At 39.3% G+C, this 23,487-nt stretch carries 19 protein-coding genes; 16 read left to right on the top strand and 3 right to left on the bottom strand.

Annotated features, from left to right (window positions below):
• The first annotated feature begins 130 nt into the window (after positions 1–130).
• From B1A98_RS08375 to B1A98_RS20415, 6 genes are all read left to right on the top strand, one after another.
• On the top strand, positions 131–1,426 hold the full coding sequence (locus B1A98_RS08375) for a nucleotide sugar dehydrogenase (RefSeq protein WP_041113792.1): 1,296 nt from the start codon (positions 131–133) through the stop codon (positions 1,424–1,426).
• Between the two features lie 11 nt (positions 1,427–1,437).
• The gene (locus B1A98_RS08370; protein ID WP_063384531.1) at positions 1,438–2,154 is read left to right on the top strand and encodes a WecB/TagA/CpsF family glycosyltransferase; all 717 of its coding nucleotides are present in this window, start codon (positions 1,438–1,440) and stop codon (positions 2,152–2,154) included.
• 66 nt (positions 2,155–2,220) lie between these two features.
• Positions 2,221–3,330, top strand: coding sequence for a glycosyltransferase (locus tag B1A98_RS08365; protein WP_063384532.1), 1,110 nt, complete (start codon positions 2,221–2,223; stop codon positions 3,328–3,330).
• A gap of 491 nt (positions 3,331–3,821) precedes the next feature.
• Positions 3,822–7,013: an S-layer homology domain-containing protein gene (locus B1A98_RS08360; RefSeq protein ID WP_063384533.1), complete on the top strand. Its 3,192-nt coding sequence runs from the start codon at positions 3,822–3,824 to the stop codon at positions 7,011–7,013.
• A 275-nt stretch (positions 7,014–7,288) separates the two neighbouring features.
• The gene (locus B1A98_RS08355) at positions 7,289–7,492 is read left to right on the top strand and encodes a hypothetical protein (RefSeq protein ID WP_063384534.1); all 204 of its coding nucleotides are present in this window, start codon (positions 7,289–7,291) and stop codon (positions 7,490–7,492) included.
• 31 nt (positions 7,493–7,523) lie between these two features.
• On the top strand, positions 7,524–7,679 hold the full coding sequence (locus B1A98_RS20415; protein ID WP_158286024.1) for a hypothetical protein: 156 nt from the start codon (positions 7,524–7,526) through the stop codon (positions 7,677–7,679).
• Positions 7,680–7,791: 112 nt separating this feature from the next.
• Here B1A98_RS20415 and B1A98_RS08350 read toward each other — a convergent pair whose 3' ends face one another.
• The 3 genes from B1A98_RS08350 to B1A98_RS08340 all read right to left on the bottom strand — a co-directional run bounded on the left by B1A98_RS08350 (position 7,792) and on the right by B1A98_RS08340 (position 11,102).
• Positions 7,792–8,265, bottom strand: coding sequence for a hypothetical protein (locus tag B1A98_RS08350; protein ID WP_063384535.1), 474 nt, complete (start codon positions 8,263–8,265; stop codon positions 7,792–7,794).
• The gene (locus B1A98_RS08345) at positions 8,262–9,239 is read right to left on the bottom strand and encodes a tyrosine-type recombinase/integrase (protein ID WP_063384536.1); all 978 of its coding nucleotides are present in this window, start codon (positions 9,237–9,239) and stop codon (positions 8,262–8,264) included. Before B1A98_RS08345 ends, B1A98_RS08350 begins: the two co-directional genes overlap by 4 nt.
• A gap of 1,068 nt (positions 9,240–10,307) precedes the next feature.
• Complete coding sequence (locus tag B1A98_RS08340; RefSeq protein WP_063384537.1) at positions 10,308–11,102, bottom strand: LexA family protein; 795 nt, start codon at positions 11,100–11,102, stop codon at positions 10,308–10,310.
• Between the two features lie 150 nt (positions 11,103–11,252).
• Here B1A98_RS08340 and B1A98_RS08335 point away from each other — a divergent pair, with 150 nt between their 5' ends.
• From B1A98_RS08335 to B1A98_RS08290, 10 genes are all read left to right on the top strand, one after another.
• On the top strand, positions 11,253–11,450 hold the full coding sequence (locus B1A98_RS08335; RefSeq protein WP_063384538.1) for a hypothetical protein: 198 nt from the start codon (positions 11,253–11,255) through the stop codon (positions 11,448–11,450).
• On the top strand, positions 11,440–12,321 hold the full coding sequence (locus B1A98_RS08330) for a bifunctional DNA primase/polymerase (RefSeq protein WP_063384539.1): 882 nt from the start codon (positions 11,440–11,442) through the stop codon (positions 12,319–12,321). Before B1A98_RS08335 ends, B1A98_RS08330 begins: the two co-directional genes overlap by 11 nt.
• Entirely contained in the window at positions 12,314–13,807 is a 1,494-nt protein-coding gene (locus tag B1A98_RS08325) for a hypothetical protein (protein WP_063384540.1), read from the top strand. Before B1A98_RS08330 ends, B1A98_RS08325 begins: the two co-directional genes overlap by 8 nt.
• Positions 13,808–13,880: 73 nt before the next feature.
• Positions 13,881–14,192 carry a hypothetical protein gene (locus tag B1A98_RS08320; protein ID WP_063384541.1) on the top strand — a complete coding sequence of 104 codons (312 nt, stop codon included), beginning with the start codon at positions 13,881–13,883 and terminating at the stop codon, positions 14,190–14,192.
• A 14-nt stretch (positions 14,193–14,206) separates the two neighbouring features.
• On the top strand, positions 14,207–15,067 hold the full coding sequence (locus B1A98_RS08315; protein WP_063384542.1) for a tyrosine-type recombinase/integrase: 861 nt from the start codon (positions 14,207–14,209) through the stop codon (positions 15,065–15,067).
• 20 nt (positions 15,068–15,087) lie between these two features.
• A complete protein-coding gene (locus B1A98_RS08310) occupies positions 15,088–15,747 on the top strand; it encodes a hypothetical protein (protein ID WP_063384543.1) in 660 nt (219 codons plus the stop codon).
• A gap of 124 nt (positions 15,748–15,871) precedes the next feature.
• Positions 15,872–16,765 (top strand): tyrosine-type recombinase/integrase, encoded by an 894-nt coding sequence (locus B1A98_RS08305; RefSeq protein WP_063384544.1) that lies wholly within the window; start codon positions 15,872–15,874, stop codon positions 16,763–16,765.
• Positions 16,766–16,815: 50 nt separating this feature from the next.
• The gene (locus B1A98_RS08300; RefSeq protein WP_063384545.1) at positions 16,816–17,718 is read left to right on the top strand and encodes a hypothetical protein; all 903 of its coding nucleotides are present in this window, start codon (positions 16,816–16,818) and stop codon (positions 17,716–17,718) included.
• An 846-nt stretch (positions 17,719–18,564) separates the two neighbouring features.
• Positions 18,565–20,034 carry an ATP-binding protein gene (locus B1A98_RS08295; RefSeq protein WP_063384546.1) on the top strand — a complete coding sequence of 490 codons (1,470 nt, stop codon included), beginning with the start codon at positions 18,565–18,567 and terminating at the stop codon, positions 20,032–20,034.
• A gap of 870 nt (positions 20,035–20,904) precedes the next feature.
• Positions 20,905–22,767 carry an Ig-like domain-containing protein gene (locus B1A98_RS08290; protein WP_082821705.1) on the top strand — a complete coding sequence of 621 codons (1,863 nt, stop codon included), beginning with the start codon at positions 20,905–20,907 and terminating at the stop codon, positions 22,765–22,767.
• The last annotated feature ends 720 nt before the right edge of the window (positions 22,768–23,487 follow it).

Here is a 23,487-nt window from a genome sequence, read left to right as displayed (position 1 = left end):
GCTGAAAATGAATTTGCTATACTATGGGAAGCAATGAAATTCAATTATACTAGCATAGGATCAACTTCTAAAAAGAACCGGCTCGCTGCCGGGCGGTTTGGATAACTTCTGTTAGAAAGGATTTTTTCACATGCAAAAAATTTGCGTCATTGGTTTAGGATATATTGGTTTGCCGACAGCGGCTATTTTTGCCCGCGCCGGCGTGTCAGTCGTAGGTGTAGACGTAAACAAGCAAGTTGTTGAGCGTTTAAATAAAGGAGAAATCATTATCGAGGAGGTCGGCCTGCCCGAAGTCGTCAAGGAAGTCGTCGAATCCGGCAAGCTGCGCGCCTCCATGGAGCCGGAGGAAGCAGATGCCTTCATCATCTCCGTCCCAACGCCGATTCATGAAGACTGCACGGCGAACGTAGAGTACGTGCGCAGCGCCACGAAAGCGATCGTGCCGTACTTGAAAAAAGGCAACGTGGTCATCGTTGAATCCACGATTCCGCCGCGCACGATGGATGATGTGGTCGCGCCGATCATTGAAGAAGCCGGCTTGAACCCGAAAGAGGACGTGGCCTTGGCTCACTGTCCGGAACGCGTGCTGCCGGGCCGGATTTTGATCGAGCTCGTGGAAAACACACGCATCGTCGGCGGCCTGACGCCGGAAGCAACAGCCAAAGCGGCGGACGTGTACCGCCAAATCGTCACAGGAGACGTCATTGAAACCGAAGCGGTGACAGCGGAAATGTCGAAGCTGATGGAAAACACGTTCCGTGATGTGAACATCGCGCTTGCCAATGAGCTGGCGAAAATCTCCGCCCGCCTTGGCGTGGACGCCCATAAAGTCATTGAGCTGGCGAATAAGCATCCGCGCGTCAACATTCACCAGCCGGGACCGGGCGTCGGCGGACATTGCCTGGCGGTCGATCCGTATTTCATCGTCGAGAAAGCGCCGGAGGAAGCCCGCTTGATCCAGCTTTCCCGCGATATTAACAACTCGATGCCGGACTTTGTCATCGAGCAGATCATTAAGCTCACAGCCGAGCTGAAAGAACCGAAAATCGCTTTGTTCGGCTTAACATATAAAGGAAACATCGACGACGTGCGCGAGAGCCCGGCGATCGAAATCGTCGAGAAAGTGCTCGCGAACCCGCGTTATGACGTCCGCGTCCATGACCCGCACGTCAGAGAAGAGCAAGTGCCGTTCCCGCTCCTTTCCTTTGAAGAAGCGGTCAAAGGAGCCAACCTTGTCGTTGTCCTGGCCGACCACAATGAATTTAAAGCGATCGACCAACAGGCGCTGCTTGCGCAAATGGAAACACCGGTCGTTTTCGATACGAAAAACTGCACGAACCTTAAGCAAGAAGAAGGGCTTACAGTCTACCGCATCGGTGACGTCATCGGCCTGCAAGCCATTGCAGTCAAGCCGATCAATAGCTGAGGGTGCCTGTGATGGATAAAGAACAATATTTAGGCGTCTCTGTGTCGCCTTACACATATGATGAAATTATTGCTGATTTAAAAAAGAGAATCGCTGCCGGCGAGCAATCCACCGTCATCGCGGTCAACCCCGAGAAGGTGATCACCGCCGGGCGCGACCCGCTCGTCAAAGAGCTGATTAACGAGTCCACGTACCAAATCGCTGACGGCATCGGCATGATCATCGCCTCCAAGCTGAAAAAAGGCCAGCTGAAGGAGCGGGTGACCGGCGTCGATATGATGGGCCGTCTGCTGCAATTTGCGGCCGATGAAGGGCACGGCGTCTTTTTCTACGGGGCGAAGGAGGAAGTCGTCCGCACGGCGAAGGAAAAACTGGAGGCGAAGATCCCGAATCTGCGCGTAGCCGGCTATGCGAACGGCTATGTGCAGGATCAGGAAGCGCTCGTCCAGGCGATCCGCGAATCGGGCGCCACGCTTCTCTTTGTCGCGCTCGGCAGCCCGCGCCAGGAGCTGTGGATTAAGGAGAACATGCCGAAGCTTCCGAACGTGAAAGTGTTCCAGGGCGTCGGCGGCAGCTTCGATGTCTACTCCGGCAAGGTGAAGCGCGCCCCGGCCTTTTACCGCAAGTTCGGCCTGGAGTGGCTGTACCGGCTCATGAAGGAACCGAAGCGGCTCAAACGGCAGATGGCGCTGCCGAAGTTTTTGCTGAAAATTTTAATCCAAAAATAATCATCAAGTGCCCGGCTTCCCACCAGGAGAGGCCCGGCACTTTTTTTCAAGAGGCAGGTGTTTCCTATGAAAGTACTTCATTTAATTACCGGCGCCGAAACTGGCGGCTCGCGCAAGCATGTCATTACACTGCTTGAGCAGTTCGACCGCGAGGAGGCGGTGCTTGCGGTCATGCACGAGGGACCGTTTGCTGAGGAGGCGAGGGCGAAAGGCATTCGAACCGAAGTCTTTGCCCAGAGCTCCCGCTATGACCTATCGATCTTGAACAAGCTCGTCCAGTTCATCCGGTCAGAGCACTTCACGATTCTCCATACGCACGGCCCGCGCGCCAACCTGTTCGGCATCTATTTGAAAAAGAAAACCGGCATCTGCTGGGTCACGACCGTCCACAGCGACCCGGCGCTCGATTTCGTCAAATCGGGCATCAAGGGCAAAGTGTTCACCGCCCTCAGCATGTACGCCGTCAAAAAGATGGACGGCTACTTTGCGGTATCGGAGCGCTTTAAGCAAAACCTCATGAACCTGGGCATTGACGGCCGCAAAATCCAGACCGTCTATAACGGCATCCACTTTACAGAAGAAAAGGCCGCACCCGTTCCGCGCCGGGAGCTCGGCGTGGAAGAAGCGGACTTTGTACTGGCGATGGTGGCGCGGCTTCATCCGATCAAAGGCCACACCGTCGTCTTCGAGGCTATGAAGGCGATCGATGAAGCGGAACGCCCGCACTTGCTGCTCGTCGGGGACGGGCCGATCAAGGCGGAGCTGGAGAAGGAAACCGCCCGCCTCGGACTGGACAGCCACGTTCACTTTCTCGGCTTCCGTTCGGACGTGGACCAGATTTACGCCGCCTCCGACCTGGCGCTGCTTGCCTCCTACAGTGAAAGCTTCCCGCTCGCGCTGCTCGAAGCGGCCAACCAGCGCGTGCCGATCGTGACAACCGACGTCGGCGGCGTCAAGGAGCTCGTCGAGGCCGGCTCCACCGGCTGGGTTGTGCCCGTGAAGGACCCGGCCGCCTATGCGGAAGCGCTTCGGCAGGCAATCCGCCGCCGGGAAGAAGGAGAGCTCCAGGAAATGGGCGAAATATTATATCAATATGCCTCCAGCCGCTACTCCCTCGAACAGCTGGAAGAAGCGACACGCGCGCAATATGAGCGGCTCCTCCGCAAGCAAAATTGAAAAAAACGTAACCTGGAAGATACATTTCCAGGTTTTTTTCTGTAGTTTTTTGAAAAACCCCCTCTAAATAAAACGCTTTCATTTCCAGAAATTCAACAACCATAACACAAAGTTGACAAAAATATTGGTAAAAATACTTTCAATTTCCTGCATAGTTGGTATATAATGAGAAAGCTATGGTTTTTCGTACCATGTTTTGTACATTTATCTATGGAAATGTGTAGATTTATGTCAAACTATTTTCATATTTATATTAAATGTAACAACTTTATTAAAATATGGAAATAGCAAAAAAACGGTTGAAAAACAATGGCGCTTTGGTAGAATAAGATTTGAGTTTAAATCTTCCATCTGACGTAAACATTACATATGTTTGTAACATTTGGATCTAAAGATTTCTCGACATTACCCGATGTAATGAACAACTGGTACTATTGCTAGTTGGTTTCATAAATTTAAAGAATACTTTACAAAACAGGAGGAACTATTACATGGCTTACCAACCAAAGTCTTATCGTAAATTTGTTGCGACTGCCGCAACAGCTACTCTAGTAGCAACAGCTGTAACTCCAGCATTTGCTGCAAGTGCAGATGATTTCACAGATGTAGCTCCACGTTATAAAGAAGCAGTAAATTACTTAGTGCAAAATGATATCGCTCAAGGTATCAACCAAAAGCAATTTGGCGTAACTTTAAACATTAAACGTTCAGATGCGGCTGTTATGATCGCTAAAGCCCTTAAATTAGATACTACTAAAGCTCCAGATGCTGGATTCACTGATGTACCACCTCGTGCAGTAGCATCAGTAAATGCGCTTGTAGAAGCTAAAATCCTTAGCGGTAAAACTAGCACAAAATTCGGTGCTGATGATAACTTAACACGCGGCGAAATGGCTCTTATTCTTACTAAAGCATACAAATTAGACGGCGCTGGCGCTGAGCATAAGTTTACAGATGTAGCTCCGCGTTACGAAGATGCAGTTAAAGCTTTAGTGAAAAACGATATTACACAAGGTAAATCTGATACAAAATTCGGAACAGCTGACTCTATCAGCCGTGGCGAATTTGCTATTTTCGTATACAAAGCTGAAACAAAAGACGAGTTAAAAGTAGACACTGTTTCAGTTGCAACAAAAGATGAAGTAACTACAGTTTCTGCAACAGTGAAAAATGCTGCTAAAGATGCAGAAGCAACTGTTGAAATCTTCGCTAATGGCGATACTACAAAGCCAGCTGCAGCTACTCAAAAAGCAAAAGTAGTTGACGGCAAAGTATCTGCTGAGTTCAAAAACCTTCCAGAAGGCAATCACGTAGCTAAAGTAACAGTAGACAAAGCTTCTAAAGAAGCTACATTCACTGTTGAAGCTGCACCTGCTGCGAAAGTAGCAAGTGTAATGGCGATTAATGCTAAAGAAATTAAATTAACTTTCAGCCAAGAGCTTAACGAAGCGGCAGCTGAGAAAGTAGCTAACTACAAAATCTACAAAAACAACGACACTACTGAATTAGCGACAACTGGCTATACTGCTGAGTTAGTTGATGGTAAAACAGTTATTTTAACACTAGACACAGCGTTAAAAAATAACGAAACTTACACAGTTAACGCAAAAGGTTTATTAACGAAAGATTACAAAGAAGTTCAAGAATATAAAGGTACTGCAACAATCTTTGTTGATAAAGAACTACCAACTTTAGCAGAAACTAAAGTAAAAGGTAACCAATTATCATTGAAATTTAATGAGCCAGTAACAATTGCAAACATTAAAGTTGACGGTAATGCTACAGCTGCTGGTCCAGTTTATTCATCTGAAGCTGGAAAATATGAAGTTAAATATACTTTAACAGATGATCAAGCTAAAGAAGGTAGCCATAACGTAGTGCTTTATGGTGTTACAGATACAGCGGGCAACGAAACAGCTCTTATCAACACATCATATAATGTAACTGCTGATAACTCAAAACCTGCAGTTGAGTCTATTGCTTCAGTTGGTACAAAGACATTTGATGTAAAACTTAACACTGCGGTAACTTCATTAGCTGAAGCTAATTTTGTAATTAAAAAAGGAAATTATACATTCCCTACAGACAAATACACAGTTGTTAAATTAACAGATCCTAAAAAACCAAACACATACAGAGTTACATTTAAAACTGAGGCATTAGACGATAAAGCGAATCCACTATATGCATCTAATGAATCAAGCGTATCTTTATCAGTAGAAGTGAAAGATTTCAAAGGAACAAACAACATCTTTGGAACAAACTATTCTGGTTCTGTTACATTAACAAAAGACACTACAGCGCCAATTGTACAATCTGAAGCAATTAACTTTGTTGATGGAAACAACCTAGTTGTTGTATTCAATGAGGAAATTGTAAAAGGCTCTGGTACTGTAACAGTTATTAAAGATGGTATTAAACAAACAGTTAATGGTACATCTGTTGATACTGAAGATAACAAACGTTTAAAAATCGATCTAGGATCTGCGCCAAGCGGTACGTATGAAGTTGTACTTGGTGAAGGTGCAGTTAAAGATATCGATGATAATAAAAATGCTGCTGTAACAACTAAAGTAGTAGCTAAAGCTGACGCTGGTACATTGACACCTGTTGATGCTAATACTACAGTAGCTAAAGTTGACGGCAAAAATGTTATTACAATCAATTATGCAGTTAAAATGGCTGACTCTGCTCGTGACCTAGCTAACTACAAAATTGATGGTGTGCCTTTAAGTGATTCGTTCTATGCTGGAGCAGTAGCTGTGTTTACAGATTCAACTAAACAAACAGTTCAAATCACTTTACCAGCAGGTAAACATGCAGTTCAAAATGAAGATAAGCAAATTGAATTCTCTAAAACGATCAGAGCTAATGACGGTAAAGTAGTTCAAACTAGTGACGAAAAAGTATACAAAGTTACTAAAAAGTTCTTTGATGATAAAGCTCCAACATTAACAAAGGCTGAGTATGTGAAGGATTCTTCATCTGCAAATGCATCAAAAGTTATTAAATTAACTTTTGACGAAAATGTAACTATTGATGGAAACGTGGCTGATGATGTAGTAGTGAAAGTTGGAACTACTAAGATCGAAGGTACAGTTACAAATGGTCAACATACAGATGCAGTTGATAACAAAGAATTACTAGTTGTATTAGCTCAAGAAGTAAATACTTCTCAATCTGGTACAGTAAATGTAATTGCTGAAGGAAAAGACAACCAAACAATGGGAATCTTAGACTTACACACTAACAAAACAGGTGCTAAAGAAGTAACATTAACAGATTCTATCGTTGATTCTGGTATTGTTAATTCAGTTAAAGCAGATGATAAAGCAGCAGCAGACGCTAAAGCTTTAGCAGAAGCAAAAGCAGCTGCAAAAACTAAAATTGAAGCTGCTGAAACAGCAGTTAATGCTTCTAAAACAGTAGCAGATACTAAAGTGAATGAAGCTCAAAAAGCTTTAGATGATGCTTTAGCACTTAACCCTGCTGATCCAAATAAAGCAGCTTTAGAAACAGCAGTTAATGATGCAAAAGCTGTACAAACTCAGGTTGTAGCTGAAGTTCAAAAAGTTACAGATGCAAAAGCAGCGTACGATAAAGCTACTACTGTAGCAGATGTTAGTGCTGAAGTTACAAAAGCTGAAGCAGCAGTAAAAGCAGCAGCAGATCTTGTTAAATAATTAAACGAAGATTGGGGTAATTGGTGTCAGACCCCCACTCCTTTAAAGCAATAAAGTATAGACAGAGAGTCGTTCATTCGGCTCTCTGTTTTTTTATCATCAAATGATTTACTTCTGTTTACAGTCTTTTTCCTTTTCTCTTTGTTATAATAATCAAAAAAGAAAAGGGGAAGAACGAAGGGAGAGACGACAATCGGTGACACAAGGAGTGGAGTCATTTGACAGGGATTGATCAAGAAACGTTGCTGGAGATACGGAAAAGGATGTGTGAGTAATTGGGGCAATTTCGCAGTGATGACAAGCTAGTGACGGTGCGCTTGCAGGAGGTGGAAGAGCGTGTGAAAAGGAATATGAAAAAGTATGAGAAGCAGATTGAGGCCTTTGAGAAAGAGGTGGATCAGAGTGGGTGGAATCGTGGAAGAATGCGGCCAAAAGATCCGACAGAGGCGAAAATATTGAGTCGGTTTAAGCAGAAATGAGTGTATATATACCAAAAAAGGGAGAATCAATATGTCAGCTGCTAAGCAAAATTTTCGGCTAAAGTTAATAGCTAATGCTCGTTCGAAAGTTCGTGAATCGAAATCTGGTGAAACTCAAGTACCACTCCCTCAAGCGATACTAATTGAAAATAAACAAAAAGCCATTGAAAAAAGCATCCAAGAGTGACGAAAAAATACGCACATTGTGATGTGGATTTTAGAGATGTCGCTGATTTGGAATTCGAATAAGTAGATGAGGAGAAAAGATTGCTCGTTTATTAACCAGCAATCTTTTTGATTTAGCTAATGAAGGGGAATAAATGTTTATACTGCGCATCATAAGCCTCTATTTTTAGGAACTCTTCTTCTTTTGTGTCGAGTCTAACAGATAGATCGACGTGTAGTGGGCTGCATAGGCGGACGATCCAGCCTTCTTTGTGATGGCAATATAGTCCGTGGTATTGATAGGGATAGACGCTAGCTAAATACTGCTCTTTCAGTTCGGTCATAACTTCTGCCATGCTGAGATCTCGCGGTAGATGACGCAATGGCACTTCAAAGGTGTGAAGGCCGTTAAAGTGACGTTCGTTCATTCGGCTGTTCTTAATGGGCTGTTTGTCGAGCGCTTTTCTTCGCCAGGCACCAACAGCTTCACGGAGGTGTTTTTTATCTTCTTCTGCTAGAAGAAGCTTTTCTTTCAATTCTTGTAGTTCTGCGTTCAATATGTTGTTTTCTGCTTTCAGTGCTTCGAGTGTATCTTGCCAAACATTCATGATTGGTCCTCCTTTTTCCCAAGGTATATAGTTGTTACTTCATCACGTCCGTGTCCAAGTAATGCCGCTGTTTGTAAGCGAGCGGTCTGGAAGGAAAGTCCTTGTTTGATTCGCTTTTCGTATTCTCGTCTAGCAAAGGTATGACGCAAGCCATGGAATGTAATCCTTGGTCGCATTTCATCAATGTCAAATGATTGTTGGTAGGGATTATCGTTTGTTAAAACGTTCTCCATAAAGCTGGTTCGATGGTTCGCAATCCAATTTTGAATTGATTTCATTGCTTGATCATGTGTCCAACCGTGCCAACCAAAAAAGATCGTATCGGTCGTTGAGGGAGTGGCTAAAATCGTTTGGAAAATGGATCGTGCGCCATTATTTAGTGGAATATCTCTTGGGATACCGCCTTTCGTGTTTACAAGACGGAGAGATTCAGTGTTTATAGCTTTTTTCAGCTGGGTACGGCGCAGTGCTGTCACTTCTTCAATTCGTGTTCCTAAAAATTCGGTAATGGTAATGGCCCAAAATATATGGACTCGATCCATTTCTTTAGCTAGCTGCTTGGCTCTAGCTATTTCTTCAGATGTCCATGCTCGATCAACTCCTCGTGTTCTTCGTTTTTTAAGGTTAAATTTAGAATTATCACTAGTTAGCATGTTACGGCTGTTTGATACAAGTGAGTGCAGTTTGCGAATAGCTGCTAGGTCAGTTTTAATCGCAGCACTTGATATTCCTGCTTTCACGGATTCTATCACAAAAGATTCAAGGTGCTTGTCTGATATGTTACGGAAATTTTGAGATTTATAATGAATCGCTAAATGTTTACAGAATTCGTAAATCCCCGCACGGTACCTCGCCGTTCCTCTTTTAGATTGATGGTGTTTCTTAAAATGGAGCAATCGTTCCGCTTGTTTTTTTAGGTTCTCGTACACTTTTTTCTCTTTTTCAGTCAGTGTCCAGTCTCTTCGTTTCGTCAATGATCTTTCACCTCCCTTCAAGCATATAAGCGAAATGGGCATAATTCTCCCAATAGTACTAAGTATGGTTTCACACCTATTACACTATATAAATTCTTCTCCAAGCCGATAGTACTAAGAATAAAGTGAAGTGTCTCACTCTTCCAAGGGAGAAGATAGAATAAATGATTCGTTAAGAAATAGTAGCTGATTCCCAATTTGGGTAGCGTATTTAGCGCTTCAGCGAGCACGTATCAGTCTTACTGATGCCGCTTATACGGCGTCGTGCGTGCAAATCTTTTTGCAGAGGGGCGCACTACTTCTCTCTCTGCTTCTGGCTTCAACAATTAAACCAATTTTCCAATCATCGCAGTTTGCGCTTGACCTATTTCTAAACCGCTGGTCCTGGCGATCGGCTCTTTTCAGCTGCCTGCACTCTGGTTCTTTTCGGTCGACGTGCAACAGCATGTCCGACTCGTTTCTCCGGCATAGTCCTCAAATGGAGAAAACACTCTATATCAAAGCTGACATAAAAAAGGGACAGTGTACTCAGCTTTTGTACGTTCTGTCCGGATCTTTCGCATATTGGATTGTTAATAAACACAAAAAAGCCCCTCAGATGGATTTTTTAAGCAACGCCAAATAAAACGTTGTTTCAAATCACCCGAGGGGCATGTTGTTGTTAGTTTGGTTAAAAAAAGAAAAAAAGTAAACAGATATAGTCACAGTATACGATAGAGCATCGCACTTGTAAAGAAATGAAAATGTCGTGACAGTAGGTGACGACTAATGACAATATATGTGACGATTGATTTCCAAAGAAACGTTGGTATAGCAAGGTTTGTGACAATATGACAACTTTATTATTAACAATATATACATATATATGTATATATAAAGAGTAGGTGACAAATAGCGTCACAATCGTCACAGGTGTCACAAAGTGCATTAAATCAAAGTTTCTGAGAAGATGAAGTGTCACCGGATTTTATAGAAAGTGACACTTTTTCTGAAGTGAACTATTAAAACAAATTTCAATTTTTTAGAACACACACGACCAAATATCAATATCTCTCCCTAAAGTAGTGATTAATTAAACGGTTCGATAAAGCATTTTCCTGACTCAGCATATATAACAACACCTATGATATCAATTGATTTATTATCAACAAATCTTAATGGGTATTTAGGATTACTAGGTCTTACTATATATCCTCCTGAAAATTCCAAATCCTGTTGTAGCCGTGTTATAATGGCTGGTTGATTATTGATGGACACAACTAGCAAATCTGTTTCATCCCAATCATCGGTCTTCACTGCAACTACTGTATCTCCATGAGTTATATTATCAAGACTCATGCTATCATCATAAACCTTTAAGGCAAATCCATTTACCCCACGAACTAATACTCTGTCAACGTAATATTCTCCTATAATATCATTATCATAAAAAGTTGCACCTGGATATATTTTATCCAAAAGAGGTATTGGTCTATAGACGTTAAATAATGCCTTCTCTGGTGGGGTTGATAGTTCCTTCCAATAAGTTTCTAGAAAAAATTTTTTTGTTTTTCCATCGGATTGGTATTCAAAATCAGGTATATCATCTTTATTAATATAAACGTCAGATAAAAAATCCTTAAAATGATCAGGGATATCTTGATGAAAAGAAGCCATTATTAAAGCTTTTGGATCGTTACCCGTCACTTTTGCTAAAGCAGCACAAATATATGGATCAGGAGGATCTGCCTTATCATTTTGTAGGTTACTGAGATAGGATTTTGACATTGAGTAGCCCATCTCCTTTATGTCTTCAACAATCGTATTTAATGATAAACCACTAGACTTTATATATTGTTTTAAAAGAGATGCAAATTCTCTCATTGACAATACCTCCTTTTATAGTTGACAAAAAAAACAAACAAATATAACATGTGGTTGTGGAGGTGTTTTTATAAAAAAACGATTTTTTTGTTTTTGTTAGGTATTTTTATTTATTTGTTTTTGATAAAAAACAAAAAAGGGGGGACATCCATGAAAAATTTAATAATCAAACAAAAGATTCGTGAAGAAAAAATTTTCACATATGAAGTAGCAGACGAGTTGCAAATTCATGAAAACACACTCTATCGTCTTTTTCGAAAACCACTTTCTACAGAAGACGAACAGCGCATCATGCAAGCCATTGAACAGGTTAAGTTAAAAAAGGAGCGTAATCAGCATGTACGATGAGACGATTCAACATGCACTTGCTTATCATCGTAGAGGTTTTACTGTCATGCCTCTCGAAGGGAAGCGTCCTATTTTAAAAGGATGGACAAGTCGTTTTCACTTACAACCTTTAACAGAACAAGAAATTCAATTCGGTATAATTAACGAAAATGGCCAACGAATTAGCTTTGCTCATAAAAATCTTGGAATTTTAACAGGCCATATCTCAAATTGCATTGTCATTGATGTCGATGACGAAGAAGCGTTGAAACAACTAGAATTTTTAGGACCACTTCCACGATCATGGACCGTAAAAACAAACCGCGGTTATCATTTTTATTACATGTATCATCCAGGTGTATCATCTTGCACACCGTTTGAAAAAACTGATATTTTGTCAGATAAAAAGCAGGTTGTAGCGCCACCATCCATTCATCCTAGTGGACATAAATATAAATGGGTTATTTCACCACATGATACTGAGTTGGCTCCATTTCCAGAGTGGCTCATTCCCTATATGGAAAAAAAGCGATCCTGCCAGATCGCTTCAACTGAAAAGAAGTCTCCTTCCAAAAAGACTTTGAATTCATTATATAAAAAGATGGGTAGAAAGAAAAGCACAGAGGTAGAAACGATCATACAGACTGTAGACTGGATTGAATTCTATCGTCGCTTTGTCGAGAATATGAAAGGAAACGGAGAGTGGCTTAGTACTACTTGTCCGTTCCATGACGATGAAAATAATTCTTTCTCTTTTCACATTCACACTGGCGGTTGGACATGTTTTGCAGGATGCGGAAGTGGTAACGGCATTCAAGCGATACAGAGATTATATAAAGTCTCATTTCATCAAGCACTGAAAATTGCTAGTGGGGAAGACGTATATGTCTAAACGTAAAGCAGGCGATGTGAAGCGGGTGGAAGAATTAGACGTAAAAGAGCGCATTAAAGCAAAATATGAAAATAAAGAGATTTCTCAGACGAAGGCATTAATCGATCTTGTCTATGCATCAGCAGAAGAATTCTTTAAAACGGATCTTGGTATAGTAGCAACGATTACGATAAACGGAATACAGCGAAATGTATTGTTGGAAGAGCCACTATTCAAACAGTGGATGATCAATGAGTATTATCAACACTTTCATGACAGCCCAAGGTCTTCTGCTGTAAAAGAAGCGCACGCTACGCTTCAGTCTATTGAAGAGATAAATAATGTGATCTGGAAAGAAATTTTTATAAGAGTGGCTCATGATGATGAAGGAAAAGTGTACGTTGACTCTGGGAATGAAGCTTTTGATGTTATAGAAGTGTCAAAAACCGGTTGGCAGATTGTGAAGGGGGCACCGGTCAAGTTTATTCGTTCAAAAACAATGCGAAGCTTACCTTCCCCACAGTCGCGTGGAGAATTAGATGAACTCAAACAAATTTTTCAATTTAAAGAGGAGCAGTTCATTTTGTGGCTGGCGTTTGTCATCGGATGCTTTAACCCTCGTGGACCATACCCTTTGTTAGTTTTAAATGGAGCTCAAGGGGCTGGGAAAACGATAGTAAGCGAAATAACTAAATCAGTTATTGATCCTGGGTATGCGACGTTGCGTACACTGCCAGAAAATGAAGAAGATTTACTCGTCATGGCACAAAAGAATTGGCTGCTAGCATTTGATAATATTTCAAAAATATCAGAGCATATGTCAGATGCCCTTTGTAAATTGTCAACCGGCGGTGGGTTATCTCGTCGACAATTGTATACGAATGATGAAGAATCTGTTTTAAAAGCTATGAAGCCCGTCATTCTAAACGGCATCGAGAATATTACGAAACGTTACGATTTAGCAGATCGCTCCATTGTCCTAACTTTGCCGATGATTATGTCTGAAAATCGTCGAACAAAAGAAGAGATTTGGAGAGATTTTGAAAAAATAAAAGGACCAATTATGGGACTAATTTATGATGCAGTGAGTATGGCATTGAAAAATTACAATATGATTCATCTGCCTCAAAAGCCCCGAATGGCTGACTTTGCAAAATGGATCACGGCTGCTGAGCCGGCTCTTGGGTTTGATAATGGTACGTTTCTTACAGCATTTAATAATAATCGACGCTTAGTAGCTGAAGAAGCAAGCGAGTATGATTGGCTATTATCGGCTGTGATTGAAATGATGAAAAAACATGATTGTGTGTCAGCACCAGCTTCAGAGATGTTGAAGCTTTTAAGAAAAACAATATCTGCACAAGAGATTTTGGGAGACGAGTGGATTTCTGCCTACAAGTTAAAGTCTGCCATTACGCGAATTGAAGGAGCATTACTCGAGAATAAAATTCAATATGAATATATTCGTACGCGTGACGCTCGTCTTCATACTTTTACTAAACTGTAAATTTATTTACCCCCCTTTCTTTCAATAAAAAAGAAAGAAAGGGTAATTCTATAATTTTGAAAGGGTGTACTTTATGAATTCGGTGAATTTAACTGGGGATCGAAATTGGGACACAATGATGCACTTATTTTTAGAGCATCCAAAACTGTCCAAATATTTAGATTGTGTAGATCAAGAAAACGGCTATATTGAGAAAGAAAAACTGAAAAAGCTATCGGCACCGTGGTCAACATCTGAAAAGTTTGTATTAGATTTTGCGCTTCATTTATACGATGCAGATCATCATGTAAATCTTCATCAGATCGATTATTTAGACGTGCACAATCGAGCGCTCATTTTTGGTGCTTTTGGTTACAGATTCCAGTGTCGTCATTTATCTTCTTGAAGGGAATGAGTGAAATGTTATTTGAAGAAGCACAAACAGCCTATTTGACTTACTTGAAAATGAATGAATATAGTTCCGAAACAATAAAAGGATATACAAAAGATTTAAATTCTCTCAATCGATTTCTTCAGGGACATCTAAATGGTCTAGTGTACCTCGATGATGTTACTCGTGATGACCTTGAAGAATACTTAATCTATTTAGCTGAAGAACGAAATTTGCAACCGAGAAGTCGAAATCGCTATTTAGCTAGTGTAAGTTCGCTATTTAATTATGCATTAAAAAAAGGATGGATCGAACGAAATCCTGCAGCAACAATTGATAGCGCTAAAGTGATTGAAAAACAAAAGGTTTCTCTTACTGAAAAAGAAATAGAAGAACTACTTGGTACTATTAAACATCCTATTATTCATACATCGATTATTTTTATGTTGAAAACAGGGTTGCGGATCAATGAAACTGTTGAATTGAAAATGGAGCATGTTGATTTTGAGAATGGTTTAATATACGTCGTAAATGGAAAAGGAAAGAAAAATCGAACGGTGCCAATGGCAGCATCTTTACGACCGTATTTATTAGAATATCTTGAAACGGAAAGAGACTCTGACTCTCCTTACTTTTTCGCTACTAAAAAAACAGGCAGATTATCTGGCCAATATGTAAATATGCAATTGCGAAAGGCAGCAAAGAAACTTAGATGGACCAAGAAAGTAACTAATCATACATTACGTCGAAGTTTTGCTACAAACTTATTGAGTAAAGGAACGAATGTAGTTACCATACAGCACTTATTAGGCCATGCTTCATTGAAAACTACCAGCATTTATCTGAATGTTCAAACAGATGATTTAAGAGAAGCCGTTAATCAATTGTAAAGAAAGGAGTGTAATTTACTATGTTAGCTGAACTACAGAAAGAAGATCGAACAAATTACATTTTACAATCACTGAACGCTGGTATTAGCAGAGAGGAGTTAGCAATAGGACTAAATCATAGTGATTATCGTTCGTTAGACATGTATATGCGTCGGCACGGTTATACGTGGGATAAAGAGGTTCAAAATTATGTACCAAAAGAAAAGAAAATATCTCAAGAACAAGTAAATGGCTCAATTGTTCACCCTGGGAAAATCAATCAAATAATCGCCCTATTTGAAGCAGGGCATGATGCCAAGGAAGTGGCCAAAAAGCTTCTGTTTCCGAATCATCGATCCTTGGCAGATTATATGAAGGAGAAGCATTATGAATGGGATAACAAGATTAGAAATTACGTCCCAATGGCCCATGCAGAATCGAAAGAACTACAAGAACAGAAGAATAATGAGGTGATTGAAGAACAGGTATCCGACTCATTTATTAATCAAATCCCACGGTATCTTATTCCAGGAATCGCCCAAAACAAAAATGTTCAGCTAAGTCATTTATTAAATCAACTGGTTCTTGATTTTTCCTATGAGAATAATATTACGCAACGCCAAATATTCGAATCGGCCATTCTAGAGTTTTTAATGAAGCACGGCTATCGTCATGAAGTAAAAGCTCTGTTTCAAAAATAATGAATGTATCTATTCGTAGAATGTCAATACTGCGAACAATACAAGAATAATAGTCTTGTTACTGTTCGCAGTACGATATAAAAAGATAAATGGCTAGTTCGCAGTACGAAAAAAAGAAGGTGGTATGGTGAATGTTATTGATGCTTATATTTTTCACCTGAAAGAAGAGGGAAAAGATGACAAGACTGTTCAATCCTATCATCATGTAATTAGAGAATATTGCAGCTGGAGTGGTAACGAGGCATCAATCACTGACGCACGCCCAATTGACGTAAAAGAATATATTTCTTTTCTTCGACATGATAAAAGGTTAAACCCAGCAACAGTCAATAAGTATATCACAGCATTGAATTCTTTTTTCCTCTTTTTAGAGGAAGCTGGCTATATAAAAGAAAATCCTATGACTCGTATAAAGCGCGTGGCGATTGCTGATAGCGATAGTGGTGAGCCGAAGTGGTTAACGTCAGCCGAGCAAGAACGTTTTATTAGCTATGCTGAACTTGAGCCCAGTGATTGGTTACGTACAAGAAATCTAGCGATCATTGATTTAATGTTATACGTGGGGCTACGTGTGCAAGAAGTAGTTGATCTTGCGGTTGTGGATATTTCACTGACTGGCAAAGATGTAAAGGTTATTGTGCGGGATGGAAAAAAAGGGAAGTATGCGGTTGTTACACTTGTTCATAAATATTCTCGTAACTTGAAGCAGTGGCTAAAGTTGCGCGGTGAATGTGAAAAAGCTTCCCATCGTAACTCCCCTTGGTTATTTGTATCTGAGCGATCGGAGCAAATAACGACTCGAGGAATCCAAAAATTTATGAAAAAGTACGGTGACCTAGCTGGGATGGAAGGGATCACACCGCACAGACTTAGACATAGCTTTTGCAAAAATCTTGCTTTGAATGATACACCAATCGAAATCATTCGTCGGCTTGCTCGACATGAAAGTATTAATACGACAGCGATTTATGTAGATCCGTCTCATGAAGAGTTGATTAAGTCGTTGAGAAGAATGTAAACAGGGGCTTGGTTTGGAATGAAATTTTAAGGGAGATGAAGGACTGTCTAATGGTAATGATTAAAGAGGCTTATATAAAAGGCACTTTGACTACGGTTAGTGTTGGAGAAGCTGAGAGAAAAAAGCTCAATCATCTGTCCTATTCATGTGTACATTGTGGAGTTGATTTGAAATTTGTAGGAAGTACTACAAGAAAAGATGGTACACCGGTATCTGGTCATTTTAAAATGAAATCTCATTTGGAGCCACATAAAGAACATTGTGTTTATGATGTGTTATCTGAATTAAAACGAATAGCAAATAAGTCTGATGGAACGTTAAAATTGCTTGATGAAAAGATGTATAAATTTAATATCGGCATTCCTTTAGCAAACATTAAACCGCAGAATAACCAACCTAAAAAATCAAGTCGACCTTATGTAGCGAATAAGGACCATTTAAAAGCTACCGATAATAGTGGCAGCATACGGACATTAAGAAAACTTATGGCGTTGCGAGCAATTTTAAATGATCAAAAAGAATTGTCTCAAATGATTACGCTTGAATGTAAGGGGAGCATTATTAAATGGGGTGATTTCTATTATGTACGAGACAGATACTATAAATGCTTCCAAAAACATAAGAAAAATAATGGTTATCCAATCTGTATCCAGGGAACGTTTGAACTGAAGGATTTAAGGGCTAAGTATGGTTATTATGTATTGGAGTTTAACTCTGCTTTTCTACCTAAAAATAACAATGATGAGGTACTGCGGAAACCTACAGTTTCGTATACAATTCATGATCAAAAGATCATTGATATTATTAAAGAGAAGCAAGAACAAGGCAAAAAAGAGATGGTTGTATATTCTATGATTAGATGCCAATCAAAGTTTGTAAATAACAAAAAGCCACTCGAATATTTAAATATTTATGGAACTATTGATCATCGTAATCAGTTTATTTTTATCTAAAATCAAAACCTACAGTTTTTAATACGTAAAGGATCCTTGTTTTTAATCGCAAGGATCCTTATTTTGTTCACGGCGAAAAATAGAGAATTAAGCTGTAGTGCATTCGCTCTAATAGGTTACCTACTTCTCTTTTTTTTAAAGTGTGCGAAGCTAATGAGTGAATATGCGAAGCTGGTGTCTTTAATACGCTTCATTGCCGCTTTACTTGCGTCAAATTGTGCGAAGCAGTTGCGTGTATGTACGAAGCTAGTGTTTCTAATCCGTTTGATTGCCGCGTTAGTTGCGTCAAATTGTGCGAAGTAGCTTCGTGTGTATGCGAAGCTTGATGATGATAGTCCATTTATTGGTCCTAATATTGGTCTTTTCTTCGGTCATGAGATTTTGCTTGTATTAACATCTATTAGGTGAGCTTATAAAAGCAAAAAGGACCATTTAGGACTAATAATAGTTCATTTATTGGTCCCGATATTGGTCTTTTTCTTTGGTCGTGAGATTTTGCTTGTATTAATGGCTATTAGGCGGGCCTATAAAAGTAAAAAGGACCATTTAGGACTAATAATAGTTCATTTATTGGTCCCATATTGGTCTTTTCTTTGGTTGTGAAACGTTTGTATTAACGTTTATTAGGTGGATTATAAAAGTAAAAGGAACGATTAAAGACTAATAATAGTCCATTACTGCTCTTTTTGTTTGTTAAGAGATGCTTGTATTGATGTTTTTAATGGAATATGTTGTCTAGTATTGTTTAATTGAAGGATATTAAGGAGAAAATGATTAATATGTTATCCGCTTGTGATATGCTCTTATTAAACAGTTCTGCTGTAATAATTGCAGGAGGGGGAAAGTATGAGCTTTTCTAAATATGATACTACACTAACAATGGACTTCTTATTAACGACCAATGAAAACCAATTTTTTGATCGTAAGTCAGCAGGAATTAAAATAAATAAACTAGCTGAAGCGATTGTGGGATTTGCTAATGCTGACGGTGGATTAATTGCTGTGGGTATTGAAGATGGAAAAATCCAAGGTGTTCTCTCTCAAGGAAACACAAAAGTTAATGATATTATTCAGTGTGGTTTTGAAAAGTGTTTTCCATCTGTGAACTATAAATACGAGAACATTGAAGTCATGAAAAACAATGGAAAAAAAGATGAAATTATCTTACTTCACATAGACCCAAGTATTGATAAAGTCCATAAAACTGAAGCAGATGAGGTGTTCTTAAGAGTAGGCGATGAAACAAAAAAGCTGACTTTTGAACAAAGGATAGATATTGAATATGACAAGGGTAGTCGCTTGTATGAAGAGCGGATTGCTGAAAATTGCAGGTTAGATGATCTTGATCATGATGTCTTAAATAAATATAGGAGTTTGTTAAATTTTACAGGAACTTTTGAAGAGCTTCTTTTAGCAAGAGGGTTTGTAAGAAGAGTAAATAATGAAGTACAAGTAACTGTTGGTGGTGCTTTAATGTTTGCAAAGTTCCCAACGGCCTTTGTTCCGAGCGCAAAATTAAGATTTTTTCGCTATGATGGAACAAAAGCTGAAGTGGGAACATCGATGAACATTTCTAAACAAAAAGTGTTTGAGGCTCCGATACCTAAGTTAATTGATGAATCAAAAGAATTTATTGATACACAGTTGAGGGAGTTCACTGCTCTAGATACTAATACTGGAAAATTCATTACAGTTCCTGAATATCCTCCTTTTGCTTGGCAAGAAGGAGTTATTAATGCTATTACTCATCGAGCTTACAATATACACGGTGATGATATTAAGATATTTATGTTCGATGATAGGCTAGAAATCCACAGTCCAGGTCAACTTCCCAATATAGTGAGCGTTGAGAATATCAAATTTACACGCTACTCAAGGAACCCTAAAATAGCCCGTGCATTAACTGAGTTTGGATGGGTACGGGAGCTGAATGAAGGTGTTAAACGGATTTATCGAGATATGGAGCAATTTTTTTTAGAGCCGCCTTTATATGCTGAGACCAATACCTCAGTAATTCTTACTCTTAAAAATAATATTGTAATGCGTAGAAGAAGAAGGGAAGAACGAATTTCTACGATTTTAAATAGGAATTGGAAAAGTCTAACTGATGATGAAAAAGTAGCTTTAGAACTGGCTTACGAAAAGGATAAGTTAAAAACAAAACAACTTGCTGAAGCTCTAGGGAAAAGTCCGCAGTATGCTCGTAAAATTCTTAAGTTGTTAGAGGAGAAAGAACTTATTAAGAAGATAGCTTCCTCAAACCGAGATCCTAATTTACATTATATATTGAATAGTGGAGAAGAGTCTTCCAATTAAAAGGTAAAATGTTGATAACCATTGACAAAGTATAGCAACTTGACGTAAGTAACATGAAGCTTGACGCGAAAAGATGAAGTAAAACGTTGATATAAGGGATAGAACTGCGCATAGCTTGACGTAAGCAACGTGAAGCTTGACGCGAAAAGATGAAGTAGAACGCTGATATAAGGGATAGAACTGCGCATAGCTTGACGTAAGCAACGTGAAGCTTGACGTGAAAAGATGAAGTAAAACGTTGATATAAGGGATAGAACTGCGCATAGCTTGACGTAAGCAACGTGAAGCTTGACGCGAAAAGATGAAGTAAAACGTTGATGTAAGGGATAGAATTGCGTATAGCTTGACGTAAGCAACGTGAAGCTTGACGCGAAAAGATGAAGTAAAACGTTGATATAAGGGATAGAACTGCGCATAGCTTGACGTAAGCAACGTGAAGCTTGACGCGAAAAGATGAAGTAAAACGTTGATGTAGTAAGGGATAGAACTGCGCATAGCTTGACATAAGCAACGTGAAGCTTGACGCGAAAAGATGAAGTAAAACGCTGATATAAGGGATAGAACTGCGCATAGCTTGATGGAAAATATGTGCAGCTAGCTCCACTAGTTATAGGTAAAATTAAAGACATTAAGGTGGTCTATTCTTAAGAGATATAATAATGACGTTTCTTGCACAAGTTGGTTAATAATTAAAAATATCTTTTAGTTATCTATTCTAAGAGTACCCCTTTTTGAAATCGTTGATATACAAATTTTATTTGTGCAATGATCTTGCAAGCTATCTAAAAGGAAGCTTTATAAAATATTGATTTCTGGGTTTTATTCAATCAAGAACAAACTAGCATCAGGATGTTAGCTTTCTCAAGAATAATGGCGATTAACGGAAAGCAAGTTGAAATTCAGTTTAACAAAGCTGTTAAAAAATCTACTGTAATTGATAGTAACGACAATTTAATCAACGTTACATTTAATTCTTTAGATAGTAAACAAGTTACAGGTTTAAAAGCCGTTCTAAGTGAAGACGGAAAAACAGTAACAGTTACTACAGCTGATCTTTTCGAAGGTCGTTATGATGTAAATATTAAAGATGTGTCCACAACTAAGGACGAAAAAGTAGCTGAGTTTAAAGAAGTTGTTACATTTGGTAAAGATGTAACTGCTCCTGCAATTGCTTCAGTAGAAAAGAAAAATGCTATGGAAACAGTTGTTACATTCTCTGAACCATTAGCATCAGCAGGTGCTTGGACATTTAAACTTGCTAATGGAAACGATGCAAATGACAAAGTTTCTGTATCAGCTTTAAGTGCTGATAAGAAATCAGTAACGCTCACAGTTACTGATGCTGAATTGGCTGCTGGAACAGAGATTGTGGCAACAGTAGTTGGCGCAAAAGATGCTGCTGATAACTTAATCAATCCAAACCCAACAACAGTTAAGTTCACAAAAGGTGCAAAAGATGGTGTGGCTCCTACAGTTTCATCCGTTACAGCACTAGGACTTGATAAGTTTGAAATCAAATTTAGCGAAGAAATTCAAACATTATCAAAAGATGCAATCAAAGTTGATGGTACTCCAGCTACAAATGTTGAGCAAGATAAAACTGACAAAACTAAGTACACAGTTACAATTGGGGCAGTTACAGCTGGACTGCACACAGTAACAATTGATGAAAACGCAGTAACAGATCTTTCTGGTGAAAAATTAGCTGCTTACTCTAAAGTTGTAAACTTTGCTAAGGATACTGTAGCTCCTAAACTTGTAAAATCTGAAATTCAAAAGAATAGTGCCGGAAAAGAAATGTTGGTACTTACTTTTGATGAAGAAGTGAAAGAACCAACTCAAGTTGCAGCATTAAATGCTATTCAAAAAGATAAAGATCTAGTTACTACTACTGGAACTATTGACCTCTCTGGCCTAAAATCAGTAGAAGGAAATAGCAAACAATTGTTTATTTTACTAGATGCTGCTAAGTTTAACACTGCGGCATTGAAAAACGGTGCAACATACACTGTTGATTTAGAAAAAATCACAGATACTACAGATAATGAGTTAGCTAAAACTCAAATTAAATTTGCTCGTGGTGGAGATACACCTGAACAAAGCAAACCTGTAGTAGATTCCGTATTGCCTGTGGTTGGTAATAACAATGCTGTAGAAGTTACTTTTGATAAAGAAGTAGATGGCGCTACTGCAACAGATGTTAAGAATTACAATATCTCTGGCGCAGTAATCGAAGAAGCAATTCTTAGCCCTGTAGATGCCGGCAAACAAAAAGTTACATTGAAATTAAAAGAAGATTCAAATCTATTATCTGGAGATCGTGCAGTTATAATTAGCGGAGTTAAAGCTAAAGTTGGACTTGTAATGGATCAATACAAGGGTATTGTGAAATTAAATGAAAACGTAGCACCAACAATCACAAGTGCACAATTGACAGGTAAAGACGAAATTACTTTAACATTTAGCGAAAAAGTTTATGATACAACAACAACTGCTGATGAAGATTTCAATTTATTTGTTGGAAATGCTACATCGAAGTCTACTAAGACTCTAGCAGTTGAATCAGTAGCTATGGACAGTGCTAAGAATACATTAAAACTAACTGTGTCTGAAGCGATCACACCTGATGAACTTTCTCAAGGTTTAACAGTTAAATCTGCTTCAACTGTTGATGTTAAAGATACTGCTGGAAATAAAGTTAAAACTCCTGTAAGTGTAAAGGTTGCTCAGTAATAAAATAAAGCACTTTTGAGAGTTTAGAGTTACTTAGTAAAAGACCCGTTTTCACATTTAGTGAAAGCGGGTCTTTTCTTGTTCCGTGATGTTTTGTTGGACAATTGGAATCAGTCTCTCACTACATTAAAGCAATAAAACAAAAGGCCAAGGGTTTCGACTCTCGTTCTTTGAAGAAAACAGCCAACTGTCTATAAAAAGATGATTGGCTGTTTTTTGTTAGAGGCGTTAGATGTCTGGCGCGGTTGAAGGACTGATTGGATAGAGGAAAGTTATGTGGAGATAAAGACCTCTATGGGTTTTTTCCTTTTAGATGTTCATAGATTTAATCTCTACAAGTATATAAAGTGGATGAACGGTTTGACACTCCCTTTCTTAAAGGGAGTGTTTGATATGAGGATGTATGAAGCAATGAATAAGCTATTTCAATTTAACCTCATTCTAGTGACAGTGCTAATAGCTATAGTGGGAGTTGTTGCACTCGTCACCAATAGAAAAAAAGAAGTAACTTTCCTCTGCTCTCGACTACAGAATGCAGGAGAGTTACTTCTCCTGAGTGTTCTCAGCACACGGTCGTTTTTTATCATATAAAATCATTTATATGTTAGTCTGTCTCAGGCGACAATCGGTTCCATCCTCCAAGTCTCTTCTTTCAACCAAGCCAACAAGCCGGCGCTCCTCGTTCCAAGACGGAACGAGGAGCGCCGGCTCTTTTGTTGT

The sequence above is a fragment of the Pseudobacillus badius genome (assembly GCF_002189605.1).
GTDB lineage: Bacteria > Bacillota > Bacilli > Bacillales > Domibacillaceae > Pseudobacillus > Pseudobacillus badius.
The sequence above is the reverse complement of the archived record's forward strand: the minus strand, read 5'-3'. Positions and strand labels throughout refer to the sequence as shown.